General features: G+C 41.6%; 19 protein-coding genes and 1 riboswitch. Of the genes, 17 read left to right on the forward strand and 2 right to left on the reverse strand.

The window, feature by feature from the left end; genetic code table 11:
• Nucleotides 1–157: 157 nt before the first annotated feature.
• The 12 genes from ES896_RS09045 to lysA all read left to right on the forward strand — a co-directional run bounded on the left by ES896_RS09045 (nt 158) and on the right by lysA (nt 9,515).
• Complete coding sequence (locus ES896_RS09045) at nt 158–1,312, forward strand: D-alanyl-D-alanine carboxypeptidase family protein (protein WP_201297801.1); 1,155 nt, start codon at nt 158–160, stop codon at nt 1,310–1,312.
• A 157-nt stretch (nt 1,313–1,469) separates the two neighbouring features.
• On the forward strand, nt 1,470–1,823 hold the full coding sequence (spoIIAA, locus tag ES896_RS09050; protein ID WP_008344431.1) for an anti-sigma F factor antagonist: 354 nt from the start codon (nt 1,470–1,472) through the stop codon (nt 1,821–1,823).
• Entirely contained in the window at nt 1,820–2,260 is a 441-nt protein-coding gene (spoIIAB, locus tag ES896_RS09055; protein WP_007501052.1) for an anti-sigma F factor, read from the forward strand. Before spoIIAA ends, spoIIAB begins: the two co-directional genes overlap by 4 nt.
• A gap of 12 nt (nt 2,261–2,272) precedes the next feature.
• On the forward strand, nt 2,273–3,040 hold the full coding sequence (gene sigF / locus ES896_RS09060; RefSeq protein WP_007501051.1) for an RNA polymerase sporulation sigma factor SigF: 768 nt from the start codon (nt 2,273–2,275) through the stop codon (nt 3,038–3,040).
• Nucleotides 3,041–3,154: 114 nt separating this feature from the next.
• Nucleotides 3,155–3,775 (forward strand): stage V sporulation protein AA, encoded by a 621-nt coding sequence (locus tag ES896_RS09065; RefSeq protein WP_024718931.1) that lies wholly within the window; start codon nt 3,155–3,157, stop codon nt 3,773–3,775.
• Entirely contained in the window at nt 3,765–4,181 is a 417-nt protein-coding gene (locus tag ES896_RS09070) for a stage V sporulation protein AB (protein WP_007501049.1), read from the forward strand. Before ES896_RS09065 ends, ES896_RS09070 begins: the two co-directional genes overlap by 11 nt.
• A 20-nt stretch (nt 4,182–4,201) precedes the next feature.
• Complete coding sequence (spoVAC, locus tag ES896_RS09075) at nt 4,202–4,654, forward strand: stage V sporulation protein AC (RefSeq protein ID WP_024718929.1); 453 nt, start codon at nt 4,202–4,204, stop codon at nt 4,652–4,654.
• A 12-nt stretch (nt 4,655–4,666) separates the two neighbouring features.
• Nucleotides 4,667–5,683 carry a stage V sporulation protein AD gene (gene spoVAD / locus ES896_RS09080; protein ID WP_024718928.1) on the forward strand — a complete coding sequence of 339 codons (1,017 nt, stop codon included), beginning with the start codon at nt 4,667–4,669 and terminating at the stop codon, nt 5,681–5,683.
• Nucleotides 5,683–6,033, forward strand: a complete 351-nt coding sequence (gene spoVAE, locus ES896_RS09085) for a stage V sporulation protein AE (protein WP_007501045.1) — start codon at nt 5,683–5,685, stop codon at nt 6,031–6,033. Before spoVAD ends, spoVAE begins: the two co-directional genes overlap by 1 nt.
• A 6-nt stretch (nt 6,034–6,039) precedes the next feature.
• A complete protein-coding gene (gene spoVAEA, locus ES896_RS09090) occupies nt 6,040–6,648 on the forward strand; it encodes a stage V sporulation protein SpoVABEA (RefSeq protein ID WP_017367529.1) in 609 nt (202 codons plus the stop codon).
• Nucleotides 6,602–8,074, forward strand: a complete 1,473-nt coding sequence (locus ES896_RS09095) for a spore germination protein (RefSeq protein WP_019743092.1) — start codon at nt 6,602–6,604, stop codon at nt 8,072–8,074. The genes spoVAEA and ES896_RS09095 overlap by 47 nt, the downstream gene beginning before the upstream one ends.
• A gap of 115 nt (nt 8,075–8,189) precedes the next feature.
• Nucleotides 8,190–9,515, forward strand: coding sequence for a diaminopimelate decarboxylase (gene lysA, locus ES896_RS09100; RefSeq protein WP_008344445.1), 1,326 nt, complete (start codon nt 8,190–8,192; stop codon nt 9,513–9,515).
• 40 nt (nt 9,516–9,555) lie between these two features.
• On the opposite strand, the gene ES896_RS09105 is transcribed toward lysA, so the two are convergent.
• Nucleotides 9,556–10,440, reverse strand: coding sequence for a DUF1002 domain-containing protein (locus tag ES896_RS09105; protein WP_017359791.1), 885 nt, complete (start codon nt 10,438–10,440; stop codon nt 9,556–9,558).
• Nucleotides 10,441–10,761: 321 nt separating this feature from the next.
• Here ES896_RS09105 and ES896_RS09110 point away from each other — a divergent pair, with 321 nt between their 5' ends.
• Nucleotides 10,762–11,199 carry a peptidylprolyl isomerase gene (locus tag ES896_RS09110; protein WP_007501040.1) on the forward strand — a complete coding sequence of 146 codons (438 nt, stop codon included), beginning with the start codon at nt 10,762–10,764 and terminating at the stop codon, nt 11,197–11,199.
• Nucleotides 11,200–11,229: 30 nt separating this feature from the next.
• On the opposite strand, the gene ES896_RS09115 is transcribed toward ES896_RS09110, so the two are convergent.
• Nucleotides 11,230–12,492, reverse strand: a complete 1,263-nt coding sequence (locus ES896_RS09115; protein ID WP_129548449.1) for an MFS transporter — start codon at nt 12,490–12,492, stop codon at nt 11,230–11,232.
• Between the two features lie 252 nt (nt 12,493–12,744).
• Here ES896_RS09115 and ES896_RS09120 point away from each other — a divergent pair, with 252 nt between their 5' ends.
• From ES896_RS09120 to ribE, 4 genes are all read left to right on the forward strand, one after another.
• Nucleotides 12,745–13,326 carry a TetR/AcrR family transcriptional regulator gene (locus tag ES896_RS09120; protein WP_046343886.1) on the forward strand — a complete coding sequence of 194 codons (582 nt, stop codon included), beginning with the start codon at nt 12,745–12,747 and terminating at the stop codon, nt 13,324–13,326.
• A gap of 199 nt (nt 13,327–13,525) precedes the next feature.
• Entirely contained in the window at nt 13,526–13,762 is a 237-nt protein-coding gene (locus ES896_RS09130) for a DUF2164 domain-containing protein (RefSeq protein WP_017359788.1), read from the forward strand.
• Between the two features lie 234 nt (nt 13,763–13,996).
• Nucleotides 13,997–14,341: a hypothetical protein gene (locus ES896_RS09135; protein ID WP_008344451.1), complete on the forward strand. Its 345-nt coding sequence runs from the start codon at nt 13,997–13,999 to the stop codon at nt 14,339–14,341.
• 114 nt (nt 14,342–14,455) lie between these two features.
• A riboswitch (FMN riboswitch) is annotated at nt 14,456–14,597 on the forward strand.
• 252 nt (nt 14,598–14,849) lie between these two features.
• Nucleotides 14,850–15,500, forward strand: a complete 651-nt coding sequence (gene ribE, locus ES896_RS09140) for a riboflavin synthase (protein WP_026050106.1) — start codon at nt 14,850–14,852, stop codon at nt 15,498–15,500.
• The last annotated feature ends 11 nt before the right edge of the window (nt 15,501–15,511 follow it).

Genomic DNA, 15,511 nt, shown 5'->3' on the forward strand with positions numbered 1-15,511 from the left:
CGTGTGAAAAAGCCTTCTGTTCATGAAACAGAGGGCTTTTTTTTATGGCAATCAAACGATCTCTGAATAAAACAGCCTTTATGAGGAAAAAATAGAAAGGATTACGATAATGGAGGTTTGCCACTTGAAACGTCATATATGTGCATTGTTTACTTTAATGATCCTTATCTCAATGGTTTCACCATCAGCGATGGCAAAGGAAAAGATTGAAAAGCCAGGAGAAAAACAAACATCAGAATTGGCGCATGAAGCCAAATCAGCGATTTTAATGGAACGTGACACGGGAAAAGTGCTTTACAACAAAAACAGTGATGAAAAGCTTGCCCCTGCAAGTATGACCAAAATCATGACGATGCTTCTCATCATGGAAGCGATGGATCAAGGAAAATTAAAAATGACTGATAAAGTAAGAACGAGCGATCATGCAGCATCTATGGGAGGCTCACAAATTTTCCTTGAACCGGGAGAAGAAATGACGGTTAAAGACATGCTAAAAGGCATTGCGATTGCGTCAGGAAACGATGCTTCAGTTGCCATGGCAGAACATATTGCTGGATCTGAAGAACAGTTTGTTGAGCAAATGAACAAAAAGGCAAAAGAGCTTGGGCTCACCTCAACGGTCTTTCAAAATCCAACAGGACTTCCTGAAAAAGATCATTACAGCACGGCTCATGATATGGCAAAAATGGCAAAAGAGCTGTTGAAATATGAAGAGATCACCAAGTTCACAGGTGTATACGAAGACTATCTTCGTCAGAACACGGATAAAAAATTCTGGCTTGTGAATACAAACCGTCTCATTAAATTTTATCCAGGTGTGGATGGGGTGAAAACAGGGTTTACAGGCGAGGCGAAATACTGTCTAACTGCATCCGCTAAAAAAGGGAACATGCGCGTCATTGCTGTTGTATTCGGCGCAAGTACACCAAAAGACAGAAATGCCCAAGTCGTCAAAATGCTGGATTACGCCTTTAGTCAATATACAACGCATCCTCTGTACAAGCGTGGTCAAGATGTAGCAGAGATCAAAGTGAGCAAAGGGAAAAAGAAAAAAATTCAGCTTGTCACGTCTGAACCGATTTCTCTTCTAACGAAAAAAGGCGAAAATGTCGATCAGATCAAAAAAGAAATTAAATTAACTCAAGATGTCACAGCCCCATTTTCAAAAGGAACGAAACTTGGCACCATCATCTTGAAAAAAGATGGAAAAGTGCTTCATGAAAGTCCTGTTGAAGCCAAAGAAGATATGGAAAAAGCCGGTGTTTGGACGTTCTTCAAACGGGCTATGGCCGAATTTGTTAAATGGAAGTAAAAGGTAAAAGACTGCTGAAACTGGCAGTCTTTTTTGCTATGAACGAAAAGAACATCTAAATGTGACGAATGATCACTAGTTTTGTCATGGTGAAGGATTTGCATGTGAAGAAAGAGAAACATTCTTTATCCGAAAATAGAGCAAGGAGGAAGAAAAGATGAGCCTTGGTATTGATTTTCAAATAAAAGAGAGCGTACTTTGCATTCGGTTGACAGGGGAGCTTGATCATCACTCCGCAGAGACATTGAGACAAAAGGTGACGAATTATTTGGAAACAGAGGACATTCGCCACATCGTGCTGAATTTAGCTGATTTATCGTTTATGGACAGCTCTGGCCTCGGAGTGATTTTAGGAAGATACAAAGAAATTAAACAGCTTGGCGGTGAAATGGTCGTCTGTGCGATCTCGCCGGCGGTGAACCGTTTATTTGATATGTCCGGCTTGTTTAAAATTATTCGTATGGAGCCTTCAGAGCAAACTGCGCTACAAACATTGGGGGTGGCATCATGACAAATGAAATGAATTTGACTTTTTCTGCTTTAAGTCAAAACGAATCTTTTGCAAGAGTAACGGTGGCAGCATTCATCGCTCAGCTCGATCCAACATTAGATGAGCTAACAGAAATCAAAACAGTCGTATCAGAGGCGGTCACGAACTCGATCATTCACGGGTATGACGGGAATCCAGACGGCAAGGTGCACATTAGCGTCACACTGGATGACCATATTGTGTATCTGACGATTCGAGACGAAGGCATGGGCATTTCAGATCTTGAGGAAGCAAGGCAGCCGCTTTTTACGACGAAACCAGATTTAGAGCGTTCCGGGATGGGTTTTACGATCATGGAGAACTTTATGGATGATGTCATGGTGGACTCATCTCCAGAAATGGGCACAACGATCCGCTTAACAAAGCATCTATCAAAAAGCAAAGCGCTTTGTAATTAAGGAGCTGCTCATATGGATGTGGAGGTAAAAAAGCAAGCAAAAAAAGCACAGCTGTCTAATGATGAAGTGAAACAGCTCATCAAAAAAAGCCAAGACGGAGATCAACAAGCAAGAGACCTCCTCGTAGAAAAAAACATGCGTCTTGTTTGGTCCGTTGTTCAGCGCTTTTTAAATAGAGGATATGAACCAGATGATCTGTTCCAAATAGGCTGTATTGGCCTGCTGAAATCTGTTGATAAATTTGATTTGTCTTATGATGTGAAGTTTTCGACCTATGCCGTTCCAATGATCATTGGTGAAATTCAGCGTTTCATTCGTGATGATGGAACCGTCAAAGTCAGCAGGTCCTTAAAGGAACTTGGAAATAAAATTAGGCGGGCAAGGGACGAATTGTCTAAATCTCATGGACGAATGCCGACTGTTCAGGAAATCGCTGAATATCTGGACATCACACCTGAGGATGTTGTCCTCGCTCAAGAAGCGGTCCGCTCACCATCATCAATTCATGAAACCGTGTATGAAAATGACGGCGATCCGATTACGTTGCTCGATCAAATTGCCGATCATTCAGAAGAAAGATGGTTTGATAAAATTGCGCTGAAAGAGGCGATTAAAGAATTAGAAGAGCGCGAGAAACTGATTGTCTATTTAAGGTATTATAAAGACCAAACACAATCAGAAGTAGCAGAAAGACTCGGAATTTCCCAAGTGCAAGTCTCACGGCTTGAAAAGAAGATTTTAAAACAAATCCAAATGCAAATGGATCAAAAAGACAGCTAGCCAATTCGGCTGGCTTTTTTTGTGTGGTAATTACCGGTAAATCAAGTTCTTACAGTATGAGAACCATTTTTCACCACATACTATTTTTAACCCATCGTATAGGAAGTGACTTGGATGGACGGACAAATCTTTATTCGGCTGCGCCATCGGATTAAGACTGGTAATGATCAGCTTATTTATTTAGAGGATATCGCCCAAATCACTGGAGATGACAGTGCTGTGCAAAAGCTGAGCAAAATGCCGATATACCATGTCAGCAAAAAGGATCGTCACATCGTTGTGTTAGATATCATGCATGTGGTCAAAACGATCAAAAAAACATGGCCTGACATTGACATTCAAACAGTCGGAGGCTCAGAAGCCATTGTTGAAATAGACACAGGCAAACGCCAGCTGTCCCCCGTATTATTCGTGTTTGTATGGCTCCTCTTATTTGTCGGAGCGGCCCTTGCCATCATGAATTTCCATGAGGATGTTAGTATGCGACTTGTTCATATCCGCCTTTACGAGATGATTACTGGAAACACGGTTGAGCATCCGTATTTATTACAAATTCCATATAGCTTTGGACTCGGTTTTGGCATGATTTTATTTTTCAATCATGTGTTTAAAAAGCGTTTAAACGAAGAGCCAAGCCCGCTTGAAGTGGAAATGTTTAAATATCAGCTCGATCTTGATCATTATGTCGCACTCAATGAAAACAAAGAAACATTGAAAGATATCCATGATCGGTAAATGGCTTTTTGTGGTGCTTGTTGGGCTCGGCGGCGGTTTAACGGTAGGGGCAGGATTTGTGGCGTTTCTCACAGTGCTTGGTATTATCCCTCGATTAATGCAATTAACGAAAACGCAGCGTTTTATTCAAGGATATGAGGCTGCCGTGATAAGTGGAGCGGTCGTTGGTGGCTGGGCTACTTTAAGTCAAGTCCATTTGCATTTATCCAAATGGCTGGCGCTACCGATCGGTCTTTTATCTGGCATTTTTGTCGGCATGCTTGCTGCCGCACTCACTGAAGTGTTAAATGTACTTCCTATCTTAACGAAAAGAATTGGAATGGACGGGAAAATTGTGCTGCTGCTCATGGCCATCGTCTTAGGAAAGGTGTTTGGCTCGCTATTTCATTGGCTTATTTATATTTAAAAATGTGGAGGGAACAACACGTGTCAAGTTTAAAAGAGAACTATCCATCTAAAGTGAAAACGTATCAGCCGAAACCTCCTTATGTACTGAACTGCATCAAGGCTTTTCTTGTCGGCGGTTTGATTTGTGCGATAGGTGAGGGATTGCAAAATTTCTATATTACTTTTTTTGATTTTAATGAGAAGACAGCAGGGAATCCAACGGTGGCGACCCTTATTTTAATTTCTTCTATTTTAACTGGTATTGGTATTTACGATAAAATCGGCCAGTTTGCTGGAGCGGGATCAGCTGTCCCAGTGACAGGATTTGCAAATAGCATGACAAGTGCGGCTCTTGAGCATAAAAGTGAAGGGCTTGTGTTAGGTGTAGCGACCAACATGTTTAAACTGGCTGGGAACGTCATTGTGTTTGGTGTCGTCTCGGCATATGTCGTAGGGATTATTCGATACGTCTTGGAAAAGATGTTTTCGTAGGAGGAATAAAACGTGAAACTAACAGGTAAGCAATCTTGGGTATTTGAACACAAGCTTTATGTGAATGCGGAAGGAACAGCTGCAGGACCGAAAGAAAAAGAAGGCCCAATCGGTCATCTCATTGATAAAACCTATGATGAAATGCACTGTTATCAAAAGAACTGGGAAATGGCTGAAAGGCAGCTCATGGATGATGCCATATCAATGGCCTTATCAAAAGCGAATTTGCAAAAAAGTGATATTGACCTTTTGCTGGCAGGAGATTTACTAAACCAAAACGTGACAGCCAACTATGTGGCAAGAGAACTCAAAATCCCGTTTCTTTGTTTATTTGGTGCCTGCTCCACATCTATGGAATCAGTCGCCATTGCCTCAGCGTTAATAGATGGTGGGTTTGCCAATAGAGCACTTGCTGCGACAAGCAGTCACAATGCGACGGCAGAGCGGCAATTTCGTAATCCAACAGAATATGGCGGGCAAAAACCAGATACAGCCACAAGTACAGTGACAGGGAGCGGTGCTGTCGTCATCAGCCAAGAACCTTCCCAAATTCAAATTACAAGTGCCACCGTCGGACGGGTGATGGATCTTGGGATTACAGATCCATTCGATATGGGTTCGGCTATGGCGCCTGCAGCGGCAGACACAATCAAACAACATTTAGAAGACTTAGGAAGAACAGTAGATGATTATGATCTCATCCTAACAGGAGATCTATCTGGAATTGGATCGCCTATTTTAAAGGATCTTCTGAAAGAAGATGGCATTCAGCTTGGACGGAAGCATGATGATTGCGGATTAATCATATACACACCTGATCAAAATGTATTCGCTGGAGGCAGCGGCTGTGCCTGCTCAGCTGTCGTGACATTCAGTCACATCTTTCAAGAAATGAAAGCAGGGAATTTGCAAAGAGTATTGGTTGTAGCAACCGGTGCGCTTCTCAGCCCAATGATGGTTCAGCAAAAAGAGACCATTCCAACCATTGCGCACGGAGTTGTATTTGAGCGTGCAGGAGGAGAAAGCTAATGGATTATTTGATTGCTTTTGTTGCAGGCGGACTGATTTGCGTGATCGGCCAGCTTTTACTTGATGTACTGAAACTCACACCGGCACATGTCATGACGACCTTTGTTGTGGCGGGGACGATTTTAGACGGGTTTGGTATTTATGATAAATTTATTGAATTTGCAGGAGCGGGTGCTACCGTCCCTATCGTAAGCTTTGGTCATAGCTTGCTTCATGGGGCGATGCATCAGGCCGATGTCCACGGATTTATTGGAATCGGAATTGGGATTTTTGAGTTAACCTCTGCTGGAATATCAGCTGCAATTTTATTTTCATTTATCATTGCACTTATCTTTAAACCGAAAGGATAACCTAATATGGGGCAAAGACGCAAAGTCATTTTAGTGACAGACGGAGATATATATGCTGCCAAAACGATTGAGCTTGTCGCAAAGAAAGTCGGCGGAAGATGTATTTCCAGCTCAAAAGGGAATCCGAGCAAACGAACAGGACCAGAACTGGTCCAGATGATTTTGAAAACGCCGTATGACCCAGTGTTTGTCATGTTTGATGATTCTGGTCTAACAGGTGAAGGAACAGGGGAAACGGCCATGAAGCACGTAGCACGTCACCCTGAAATTGAAGTGATTGGCGCCATTGCAGTCGCATCTAAAACCCATCAAGCGGAATGGACAAAGGTACATGTCTCCATTGACCGGGAAGGTGAACTGACAGAATACGGCGTTGACAAACATGGACTTCCAGAAATGGAACCACACAAAATGAGTGGAGATACAGTGTATTGTCTCGATTCACTACAGCTTCCGATTGTTGTCGGCATTGGAGATATTGGCAAGATGGGACGGAAAGATGATCTAAGCAAAGGGTCCCCCATTACAATGAAGGCAGTCGAATTAATTTTAGAAAGGAGCGGTTTCCATGAAGAAAGACAAGGTGCATGTGTACCGAGATCCAAAGAAAAATGAAGATTTTTTCAAAGACAATGTCGGGATGGGTCTCAGCTTTGACCTTGGCGTTCGGAAAATTTATGTCCATGATCAGGAAATCCAGCTTTACTATGTAAATGGATTATGTGATACACAATATGTGATCTATTTATTAAAAGAACTGATTGAAATCAATGACAACGAACCTGAATCAGATGATCTTGCACGTGTGGTAGAAAACCGTCTTGTCAATCAGCAAGTCTCAAAAGTTGAAACGCTTGATGAAGCAGTGGATCAAGTGTTGTCTGGACTTGTGGCAGTCGTTGTCGAAGGTGAAAATTACGCATTTATTATTGATGTCAGGAGCTACCCTGGCAGAATGCCGGAGGAACCGGATACAGAAAAGGTTGTCAGAGGTGCAAGAGACGGCTTTGTTGAAAACATCATTGTGAACACAGCACTCATTCGCAGAAGAGTGCGGGATGAAAAACTGCGATACAAAATGCTTAAAGTAGGCGAGCGTTCTAAAGCAGACGTTTGTGTTTGTTATATTGAAGACATAGCTGACCCTGATCTTGTTGATATTATCGAAAAAGAAGTGTCTGGGATCAAAGTTGATGGACTGACGATGTCTGATAAAACAATAGAAGAATTTATCATTAAGCAAGGATATAATCCCTTCCCGCTTGTGCGATACACCGAGCGCCCAGATGTAGCCGCTAACCATATATTAGAAGGGCATGTCATCATCATTACAGATACATCACCTAGTGTCATCATTACGCCAACCACTATTTTTCATCACGTTCAACATGCTGAAGAATACCGCCAGGCGCCAGCGGTTGGGACTTTTTTAAGATGGGTGCGTTTTTTAGGCATCTTATGTTCTACTTTTCTTTTGCCGATCTGGTTTCTTTTTATTCTAGAACCGAATCTTCTGCCAGAAAATCTAAGCTATATTGGATTTAACAAACCCTCCCATATCCCTGTTATTCTCCAAGTATTCCTTGCTGATTTTGGGGTGGAATTTTTACGAATGGCGGCCATACATACGCCGACCGCCTTGTCGACTGCTATGGGTTTGATTGCAGCCGTCTTAATTGGACAAATCGCGATTGATGTCGGTTTATTTACACCAGAGGTCATATTATACGTCTCGCTAGCAGCCATCGGCACATTCACCACTCCAAGTTATGAACTGAGTGTCGCTAATAAAATCATCCGACTGATCATATTAGCACTAGTAGCGATCTTTAAGCTGAATGGACTGATCATCGGGTTTACGCTGTTACTTATTTATTTAACATCCATTCGTTCCTTACAGACCCCTTATATGTGGCCGTTTATTCCTTTTAATGGAAAAGCTTTATGGCAAGTGCTCATTCGGACGTCTGTTCCTGGCTCAAAAGTAAGGCCAAGCATCGTTCACCCTCAGAACAGATCAAAAATTCCGCCAAATTCTTAACGCTCGTTGAAAGTGGCTGAAGATTGTGATATTGTATTTTTAACTTTGAGAAACGGCAAAAGGCAGCTTGTGCAGCTGTCTTTTTTCAGCCGAGGCGGAGAAAGAGGGAATGACATTGTATTTACACGGCACTTGCAGACAAAATGAACTCGGACATTTAGAAATTGGTGGTGTTGATGCCGTTTCTTTAGCTGAAACGTATGGGACACCACTTTATGTATATGATGTGGCTTTAATACGGGAGCGTGCAAAAAGCTTTCAGAAAGCATTTATTGAAGAAGAACTAAAAGCTCAGGTGGCATATGCGAGTAAGGCGTTTTCTTCTATTGCCATGTTCCAGCTGGCAAAAGAAGAAGGCTTATCACTTGATGTCGTTTCAGGCGGGGAGCTGCACACAGCCATTTGTGCCGGGTTTCCAGTAGAAAAAATTCATTTCCATGGTAACAACAAAAGCAGAGAAGAATTAAAGATGGCACTAGAGCACGGAATTGGCTGTATTGTCGTTGATAATTTCTATGAAATGACGCTCATTGAACAGCTTGGTCAAGAGCTGTCAAAACAGGTGAAAGTACTACTCCGCATCACGCCGGGTGTCGAAGCACATACGCATGACTACATTACAACAGGTCAAGAAGATTCAAAATTCGGTTTTGATCTTCATAATGGACAAGCAGACGAAGCGGTGAAACAAGTGCTTAAATCAGAAGTGATCGAGCTCTTAGGTGTTCATTGTCATATCGGCTCACAAATTTTTGATACGGCTGGTTTTGTCCTTGCGGCAGATAAGATTTTCTTGAAGCTAGATGAATGGAGAGAATCATTTGGCTTTATTTCCACAGTGCTGAACTTAGGCGGAGGTTTTGGCATCCGTTATACAGAAGAGGATGAGCCACTGCCAGCAACTGAATACGTGGAGAAAATTATTCAAGCGGTGAAAGAAAATGTAGCCCGCTATGAATTTGAGATGCCTGAAATTTGGATTGAGCCAGGCCGCTCACTTGTTGGAGATGCGGGAACCACTCTTTATACGATCGGCTCATCCAAACATGTACCTGGAATTCGCGATTATGTAGCCATTGACGGCGGAATGAGTGATAACATTCGACCTGCTTTATATCAAGCGAAATATGAAGCAGCGAGCGCCAATAAAATGAGCCAAACGCATGATCAAACGGTGTCCATTGCAGGGAAATGCTGCGAGAGTGGAGATATGCTCATTTGGGATATTGATCTGCCAGAGTTATCACAGGGAGACTTGTTAGCTGTCTTTTGTACAGGAGCTTATGGCTACAGCATGTCAAACAACTATAACCGCATCCCGCGCCCGGCTGTAGTATTTGTAGAAGATGGGGAAGCGCAGCTTGTCGTTGAGCGTGAGACATATGAGGACATTGTCAAATTGGATTTACCTTATCAATCAAAAGTGAAATCATCGACTTAAAAAAAGCTGCCTGATCATCAGGCAGCTTTTTCTATGACATTTATTTTCCACCAGTAAATACAGAGACGATCGCATTCCAAATGGAGACAAAGAAATCCCAAATCTTCTGTAGAAGGTTTTTCCCTTCATCTGATTCTATGAATTTTGTAATCTTGTCTTTTGCTTTATCAATTTGAGATCCGACTTGTTTCCAATCGATATTGATATTTTTCATTTTATCGAAGAGAGAGACAAGTTGATCTTTTTGGTCCTGCGTCAGATTTAAGTTCAAATCAGAAGCGGCTTGATCTACTTTTTCTTCCACTTCTTTTGTTGTTTTAGGAACTCCATTTTTGGCAATGTCATCTTTGATTTTTGCAATCAGGGCAGAAGCATTGTCTTTTCCAATAGAGTCACCCAATTTAGATGTTGTTACAAGCTCTTCGTTAGCCACCTGTTTCACATCTTCGGGAATGGCTTTGTCGCTTGACACCTCATAGGCTTTTAATAAACCTGTCAGTGCTGCTGTGCCAGATACTTCAAACGGCGCCGTCACGACAACCTTTGCATCTTTCACGCCTGCGGTCATTAAAGCATTTAAATACATCTCATCTGTAATGGTCTTAATGTTATGTGTATCCACAGTCAGACCCGTACCTGATTTTTCAATAGTAATAGATGAAGATGATAATGCTCGAGTCCCGATTTGAGAGCGAGGGATATACTTTCCTAAATATTCGTGCTCTTCTTTATTGGTTACTTCAATTTTTGTCGCATTTTCAGGTGGATTCAACTCGTCAAGCACCTTCTGGCGATCAGCCGGTGTTAAGTCTTGCCCGAGTGTGACGATGACATCGCCGACAGCTGCATCCGCTAAGCTGACTTTTGGCGCACCAATCAGTAAAAGGAGCGCTGCCATCATACCAAGCATTGTTTTTTTAAACATGTTGACCTCCTTCAAGTCGAAAGCGTTTCTCGATGGTGAGAAACTCATCATTTGAGTACATGATTTGAATCGTACTTCATCATATAGACGTAACAAATCAGTCTGACGTTTCAATTATCTTTTAAAGATGTTTGAAACCTCCAATATGATGAAGTGTTTTGCTCAGTCTGTGATCATTTCCTTAGGAGAAAAGGATCAAGCTCTTTTATTTTATCAATGTTGGCAAAAGAGGTAAATCACATTAGGTAAGCAGGGGATGTTTAACATCACCGAAAATGTGCTATAATGAGCGTTGTTTAACCTGAAAGGAGAATGTGAAAAATGGCGAAAAAAGGATACATACAATTAACGAATGGAAAGAAAATTGAGTTTGAACTGTACCCAGAGGCTGCTCCAGGTACAGTAGCAAACTTTGAAAAATTAGCGAATGAAGGCTTCTACGATGGATTGAAATTCCACCGCGTGATCCCAGGGTTCGTAAGCCAAGGCGGCGATCCAAACGGTAATGGAACTGGAGGACCTGGTTACACCATTAAATGTGAAACAGAAGGAAACCCTCATCAGCACGAGAGAGGTTCATTATCAATGGCACACGCTGGTAAAGACACTGGCGGCAGCCAATTCTTTATCGTACATGACCCACAGCCGCACTTAAACGGTGTTCACACTGTTTTTGGTAAAGTAACATCTGGTATCGAGGCTGTTCTTGACATGGAACAAGGTCAAGGGATGGAAAAAGTCGAAGTTATCGATGCTTAATCCAAAACACCGCTTAATTGCGGTGTTTTTTTATTTTAAATCTGATGTTCCTGTGATCTGTGCCGTGAAGCGGTAGGTGATCATCCAATATAAAAGGGCTAAGGCGCTGATAGAGGCTCCAAATAAACATACCCCATTCCAGCCAGCGTTTGCGTATATGTTAGTTGATACAATAGAACCGAGCGCACTGCCGAGGGAATAAAAAATCATATAAGCAGCAGTCAGCCGGCTTCTCGCCTCAGGCCGGACCATGAAAATCATACTTTGATTGGTCACATGAACGGCCTGCACAGATAGGTCAAGAATGACGATACCAACGATTAATAAAATGAGGGAATATTCAGTGAAAAAAATAAAACACCATGAAAAGAGTAATAGGACAAGGGCGATGCACGTTGTTAACTGTCCTAAGCCTCGATCAGCAAGGCTTCCAGCTCGAGCGGCACCTAATGCTCCGGCAACTCCAGCAAGGCCAAATGCACCAATCGCCGTATGTGACAGATTGTATGGCGTAGTGCTGAGAGGCAGCACAAGTGAAGTCCACAGCGTGCCAAACACAACAAAGATCAGAAAACCCAGTACGCCACGAATACGTAGAATTCGTTCTTGTCTGAACAATATAAACATTGAAGCGAGCAAGTTCACATAGGATATGGAGACTCTCTTGTTGTCAGCACGAGGAAGATACCGGTACAACACGCCAGTGATGATCAGCATCATCACGCCGGAAACGAGATAGACTGATCTCCAGCCGGCGAGATCGGTTAGTACACCAGCAAACGTTCGTGCGAGAAGAATACCAATCACAATTCCACTTTGAACCAAGCCCACTATGCGGCCACGTTCTTCAGGAGCGGCCCATGTCGCTGCGAATGCTACGAGTACCTGAGTGACTACAGCGAGCAGTCCCACCGCAGCTAGTCCTATGAACAGGACGGTGGCGGTAGGGGCGATACTGACTAGAATGAGAGATAACACGGATACTAGCATTTGAGCTACGATGAGCCGCCGTTGGTTGAACAGATCACCAAGTGGTACGATCAGTAGCAGTCCTAGCGCATAACAAAGCTGAGTAATCGTAATGACCATACCAACGGATGAATAGCTGATACCAAACTCGGATGCGAGGGAGTCTAATAATGGCTGTGCAAAGTATATGTTTGCAACTGCCATCCCGGAGGCTGTCGCAAACAGTAGAGCCATATTGCGAGTCATCGTTGATCGGGTGGTTATTTGTAAATGAGTCGTTTCCAGATCAGAATGTTCAACGGCATTCATTTTTTCTTTTTTCATGCATGTCATCAGCTCCTTTTGTACTAAAAAATATAATATACTTATCGGTATAAAATGATTCCTGTTAAGGATAACCAGATAAACGTTTTAAAGTCAAGGTGATGTAGTGAAGATCTTGAGAGAGGCAGTCAATTTGACAATGATATGTCAATAAAATAAAATGATAATGTACCGATAAGTAAAAAATATCCTTATAAGAAATAGATGATTGATCTAGTGAAGAGATTTTTATGATAGAAATGAGGGTTGATGATGGTTCGACAACGGGAATTTGATGAGGAAAAAGCGTTAGATGAGGCTTTGTTGCTTTTTTGGGAGAAGGGGTACAGAGCCACTACATTAAGCGACTTAACTGCAAAAATGGGAATACAGCGGCCAAGCTTATACTCAGCGTTCGGTGATAAAGAGGAATTGTTTGAAGCAGCATTACGCAAATATACAACTCAGCATGCAGCACATATTCGATCAAAACTGCAAAACAATCTATCTGCAAAGGAAGCATTTCATACATTATTTGCTGAATTAGTAGAAGAGGAATATGGAGATGGGCCGAGTAAAGGGTGCTTCTGCATCAATACAATAGTCGAGCTTGCCCCCCACGAAGAGAAATTTGAAATTCTCACAAGAGAGCATCAAATGTATCTTTCGGTCATTTTTGAAGAAAAAATTGTACAAGGTATTCGCTCGGGTGAGCTCGAAAGCAGTCTGAATGCCAAAGCCTTAGCACAGGCGTTGGTTGTTTCTTTTATTGGACTTACAGTTCTCATGAAATCTCGCCCAGAGCGTTCATTTGTAGATCATTCTGTGGCGACGATACTATCCATATTGAAATAAATAGTCTATATAAAAAAGCGTATTTTGATCAATTGATTAAAACACGCTTTTTCTTTTAGGGTGTGATGGACACGTTTTTGTGATATGATAAGAGAACAAATATTCGTATTCGTGAGTGTCACCATATGTAGCTCTAAAAATAAGTGAAAGTGCAAATCTAAAAAGCGTGTGATCATGCTGAAAGAAAGCAGGAGATACTTTGAAACCATTAACAAAAGAAGAAAAAAATCAGATGATGATTGCTATTCAGCGTTACTTTGCCGAAGAACGAGAAGAGGAGATTGGTGAATTAGCAGCCATCAATATATTAGAATTTATCACAAAACATCTTGGAAGCTACTATTATAATCAAGGGGTTCGTGACAGCCGAAATATCGCTGTTCAAAGATCTCAATTGTTAGAGGAAGATCTATTCGCACTAGAGAAAAGAATATAATCAAAAAGCTCGTCTATCTTATTCACCCTGCTAACAGATAAAGAGGAAAAAAGACCCCCTTAATAAAGAACGCATATTCGTATCATATGTAATGATGAAAAGGTGGAACCAAAAGTCCATTTGAATCGTTATATAAGTAACCATTAATGAAAATCAGCTTTTTTGGTTTTATTTCATCAAAAGAAGGAATAGAACATACAAATAGGCGAAGTGCAGATGATGGAGGTTCTAAATATGGGGAAAATCAAATTAAAAATCGCAATCTTATTTGTTTTACTGCTTTGTTTAGGCGCAGGTTATTTATACATGAATGGTATGAAAATTGAAGATGTGCCAACAGCCATCGGCGAAAGCTTAACGAATAATGACAAAGATTACACAATCTATGAATATACCATTACAAAAATTGATGGTGATGAGTATTACGGTCAAGCCAAAAATGGCACGAAAATCATTTTTAATGGAAAGAAATTTGAAGATGATGTGGCCGATCTGAAAAAAGGCGATCGTATTAAAGCATACTTTAGTAATGAAAAAAGAATAGACGGTCTTATAAAAGTAGTAAAAGTCGTCAATTAACAAGTCTCCTTTCCTATAAGGAGGCTTTTTTTATGAACAGGTGAATAAATCTTGATTGTTGCATTTGACAACAAGGATCGCTATAATAGCCCCTAAGGACAGCTAAATATCGATTGTATCCTTCGGGGCAGGGTGAAAATCCCGACCGACGGTAATAAAGCAAATGCTTTACAGCCCGTGACCCGTTAATTTATTAACGGTTGATTCAGTGAGAAGCTGAAGCCGACAGTGAAAGTCTGGATGGGAGAAGGATAACGAAAGCTATGTATGAACAAAAAATAAGTGTTGATCATAGTTTTATTTCTAATGCAAAAAAACCACAGCCCCGGAATTTTTCCGGGGCTTTCTGTATGTCAATATAGTCATCGCATGCAGTGTTTATTAGGTGATCCCTCATTTACCTTGTATGGACCATAAAAAGCGACGAAGGTGTTCAATCGATCACATGTCCCAAACATCGCTTTTTCATAAAGTGAGAAATACAAAAGAAAGAGAAAGGGAGGATCACATGTTTACGGGGATTATTGAAGAAGTGGGTACAGTCCAGTCATTGAGCAAAAGATCCGCAGATGCCATGGAAATCATCATCAAGTGCAGTCGTGTACTAGAAGATGTTCACCTAGGCGATAGTATCGCCATCAATGGCGTTTGTCTCACTGTCACAAGCTTCACAAAAGAACAGTTTGCGGCAGATGTGATGCCTGAGACGGTCAAAGCGACATCACTTGATCAGCTTGCACCAGGTAGCCAAGTGAATTTAGAGCGAGCGATGTCCTCAAATGGACGATTCGGCGGTCATTTTGTTTCAGGCCATGTTGATGGAACGGCTGTGATTACCCGTGTAGAAAAGAAGAGTAATGCCATTTACTATGATTTGAAAATGGACAAGACCCTCACAGATATGCTTACAAAAAAGGGATCGATCGCAATAGACGGCGTCAGCTTGACTATTTTCGATTTGCGAGATGCTCACGTGACAGTTTCTATCATTCCACATACGCTTGAAGGAACTATTTTCCCGACTAAATCTATGGGGGATGTAGTAAATATTGAATGTGACATGATCGGTAAATACATTTATCGCTTTTTAACAAAAGAGCAAAACGAAAAGCAGCCATCACGATTAACCCCATCATTTTTAAAAGAGCACGGATTCTAGGAGGCGATTGT

This window comes from Bacillus sp. 005/A4HT-01/001 (genome assembly GCF_004634445.1).
Classification (GTDB): domain Bacteria; phylum Bacillota; class Bacilli; order Bacillales; family Bacillaceae; genus Bacillus; species Bacillus altitudinis.

What these genes read in the sequence shown, in the direction of transcription:
- ES896_RS09045 (WP_201297801.1), top strand. Translation starts at nt 158, where the DNA reads ATGATCCTTATCTCAATGGTTTCACCATCAGCGATGGCAAAGGAAAAG.
- spoIIAA (WP_008344431.1), top strand. Translation starts at nt 1,470, where the DNA reads ATGAGCCTTGGTATTGATTTTCAAATAAAAGAGAGCGTACTTTGCATT.
- spoIIAB (WP_007501052.1), top strand. Translation starts at nt 1,820, where the DNA reads ATGACAAATGAAATGAATTTGACTTTTTCTGCTTTAAGTCAAAACGAA.
- sigF (WP_007501051.1), top strand. Translation starts at nt 2,273, where the DNA reads ATGGATGTGGAGGTAAAAAAGCAAGCAAAAAAAGCACAGCTGTCTAAT.
- ES896_RS09065 (WP_024718931.1), top strand. Translation starts at nt 3,155, where the DNA reads ATGGACGGACAAATCTTTATTCGGCTGCGCCATCGGATTAAGACTGGT.
- ES896_RS09070 (WP_007501049.1), top strand. Translation starts at nt 3,765, where the DNA reads ATGATCGGTAAATGGCTTTTTGTGGTGCTTGTTGGGCTCGGCGGCGGT.
- spoVAE (WP_007501045.1), top strand. Translation starts at nt 5,683, where the DNA reads ATGGATTATTTGATTGCTTTTGTTGCAGGCGGACTGATTTGCGTGATC.
- spoVAEA (WP_017367529.1), top strand. Translation starts at nt 6,040, where the DNA reads ATGGGGCAAAGACGCAAAGTCATTTTAGTGACAGACGGAGATATATAT.
- ES896_RS09095 (WP_019743092.1), top strand. Translation starts at nt 6,602, where the DNA reads ATGAAGAAAGACAAGGTGCATGTGTACCGAGATCCAAAGAAAAATGAA.
- ES896_RS09105 (WP_017359791.1), bottom strand. Translation starts at nt 10,440, where the DNA reads ATGTTTAAAAAAACAATGCTTGGTATGATGGCAGCGCTCCTTTTACTG.
- ES896_RS09110 (WP_007501040.1), top strand. Translation starts at nt 10,762, where the DNA reads ATGGCGAAAAAAGGATACATACAATTAACGAATGGAAAGAAAATTGAG.
- ES896_RS09115 (WP_129548449.1), bottom strand. Translation starts at nt 12,492, where the DNA reads ATGAAAAAAGAAAAAATGAATGCCGTTGAACATTCTGATCTGGAAACG.
- ES896_RS09120 (WP_046343886.1), top strand. Translation starts at nt 12,745, where the DNA reads ATGGTTCGACAACGGGAATTTGATGAGGAAAAAGCGTTAGATGAGGCT.
- ES896_RS09135 (WP_008344451.1), top strand. Translation starts at nt 13,997, where the DNA reads ATGGGGAAAATCAAATTAAAAATCGCAATCTTATTTGTTTTACTGCTT.
- ribE (WP_026050106.1), top strand. Translation starts at nt 14,850, where the DNA reads ATGTTTACGGGGATTATTGAAGAAGTGGGTACAGTCCAGTCATTGAGC.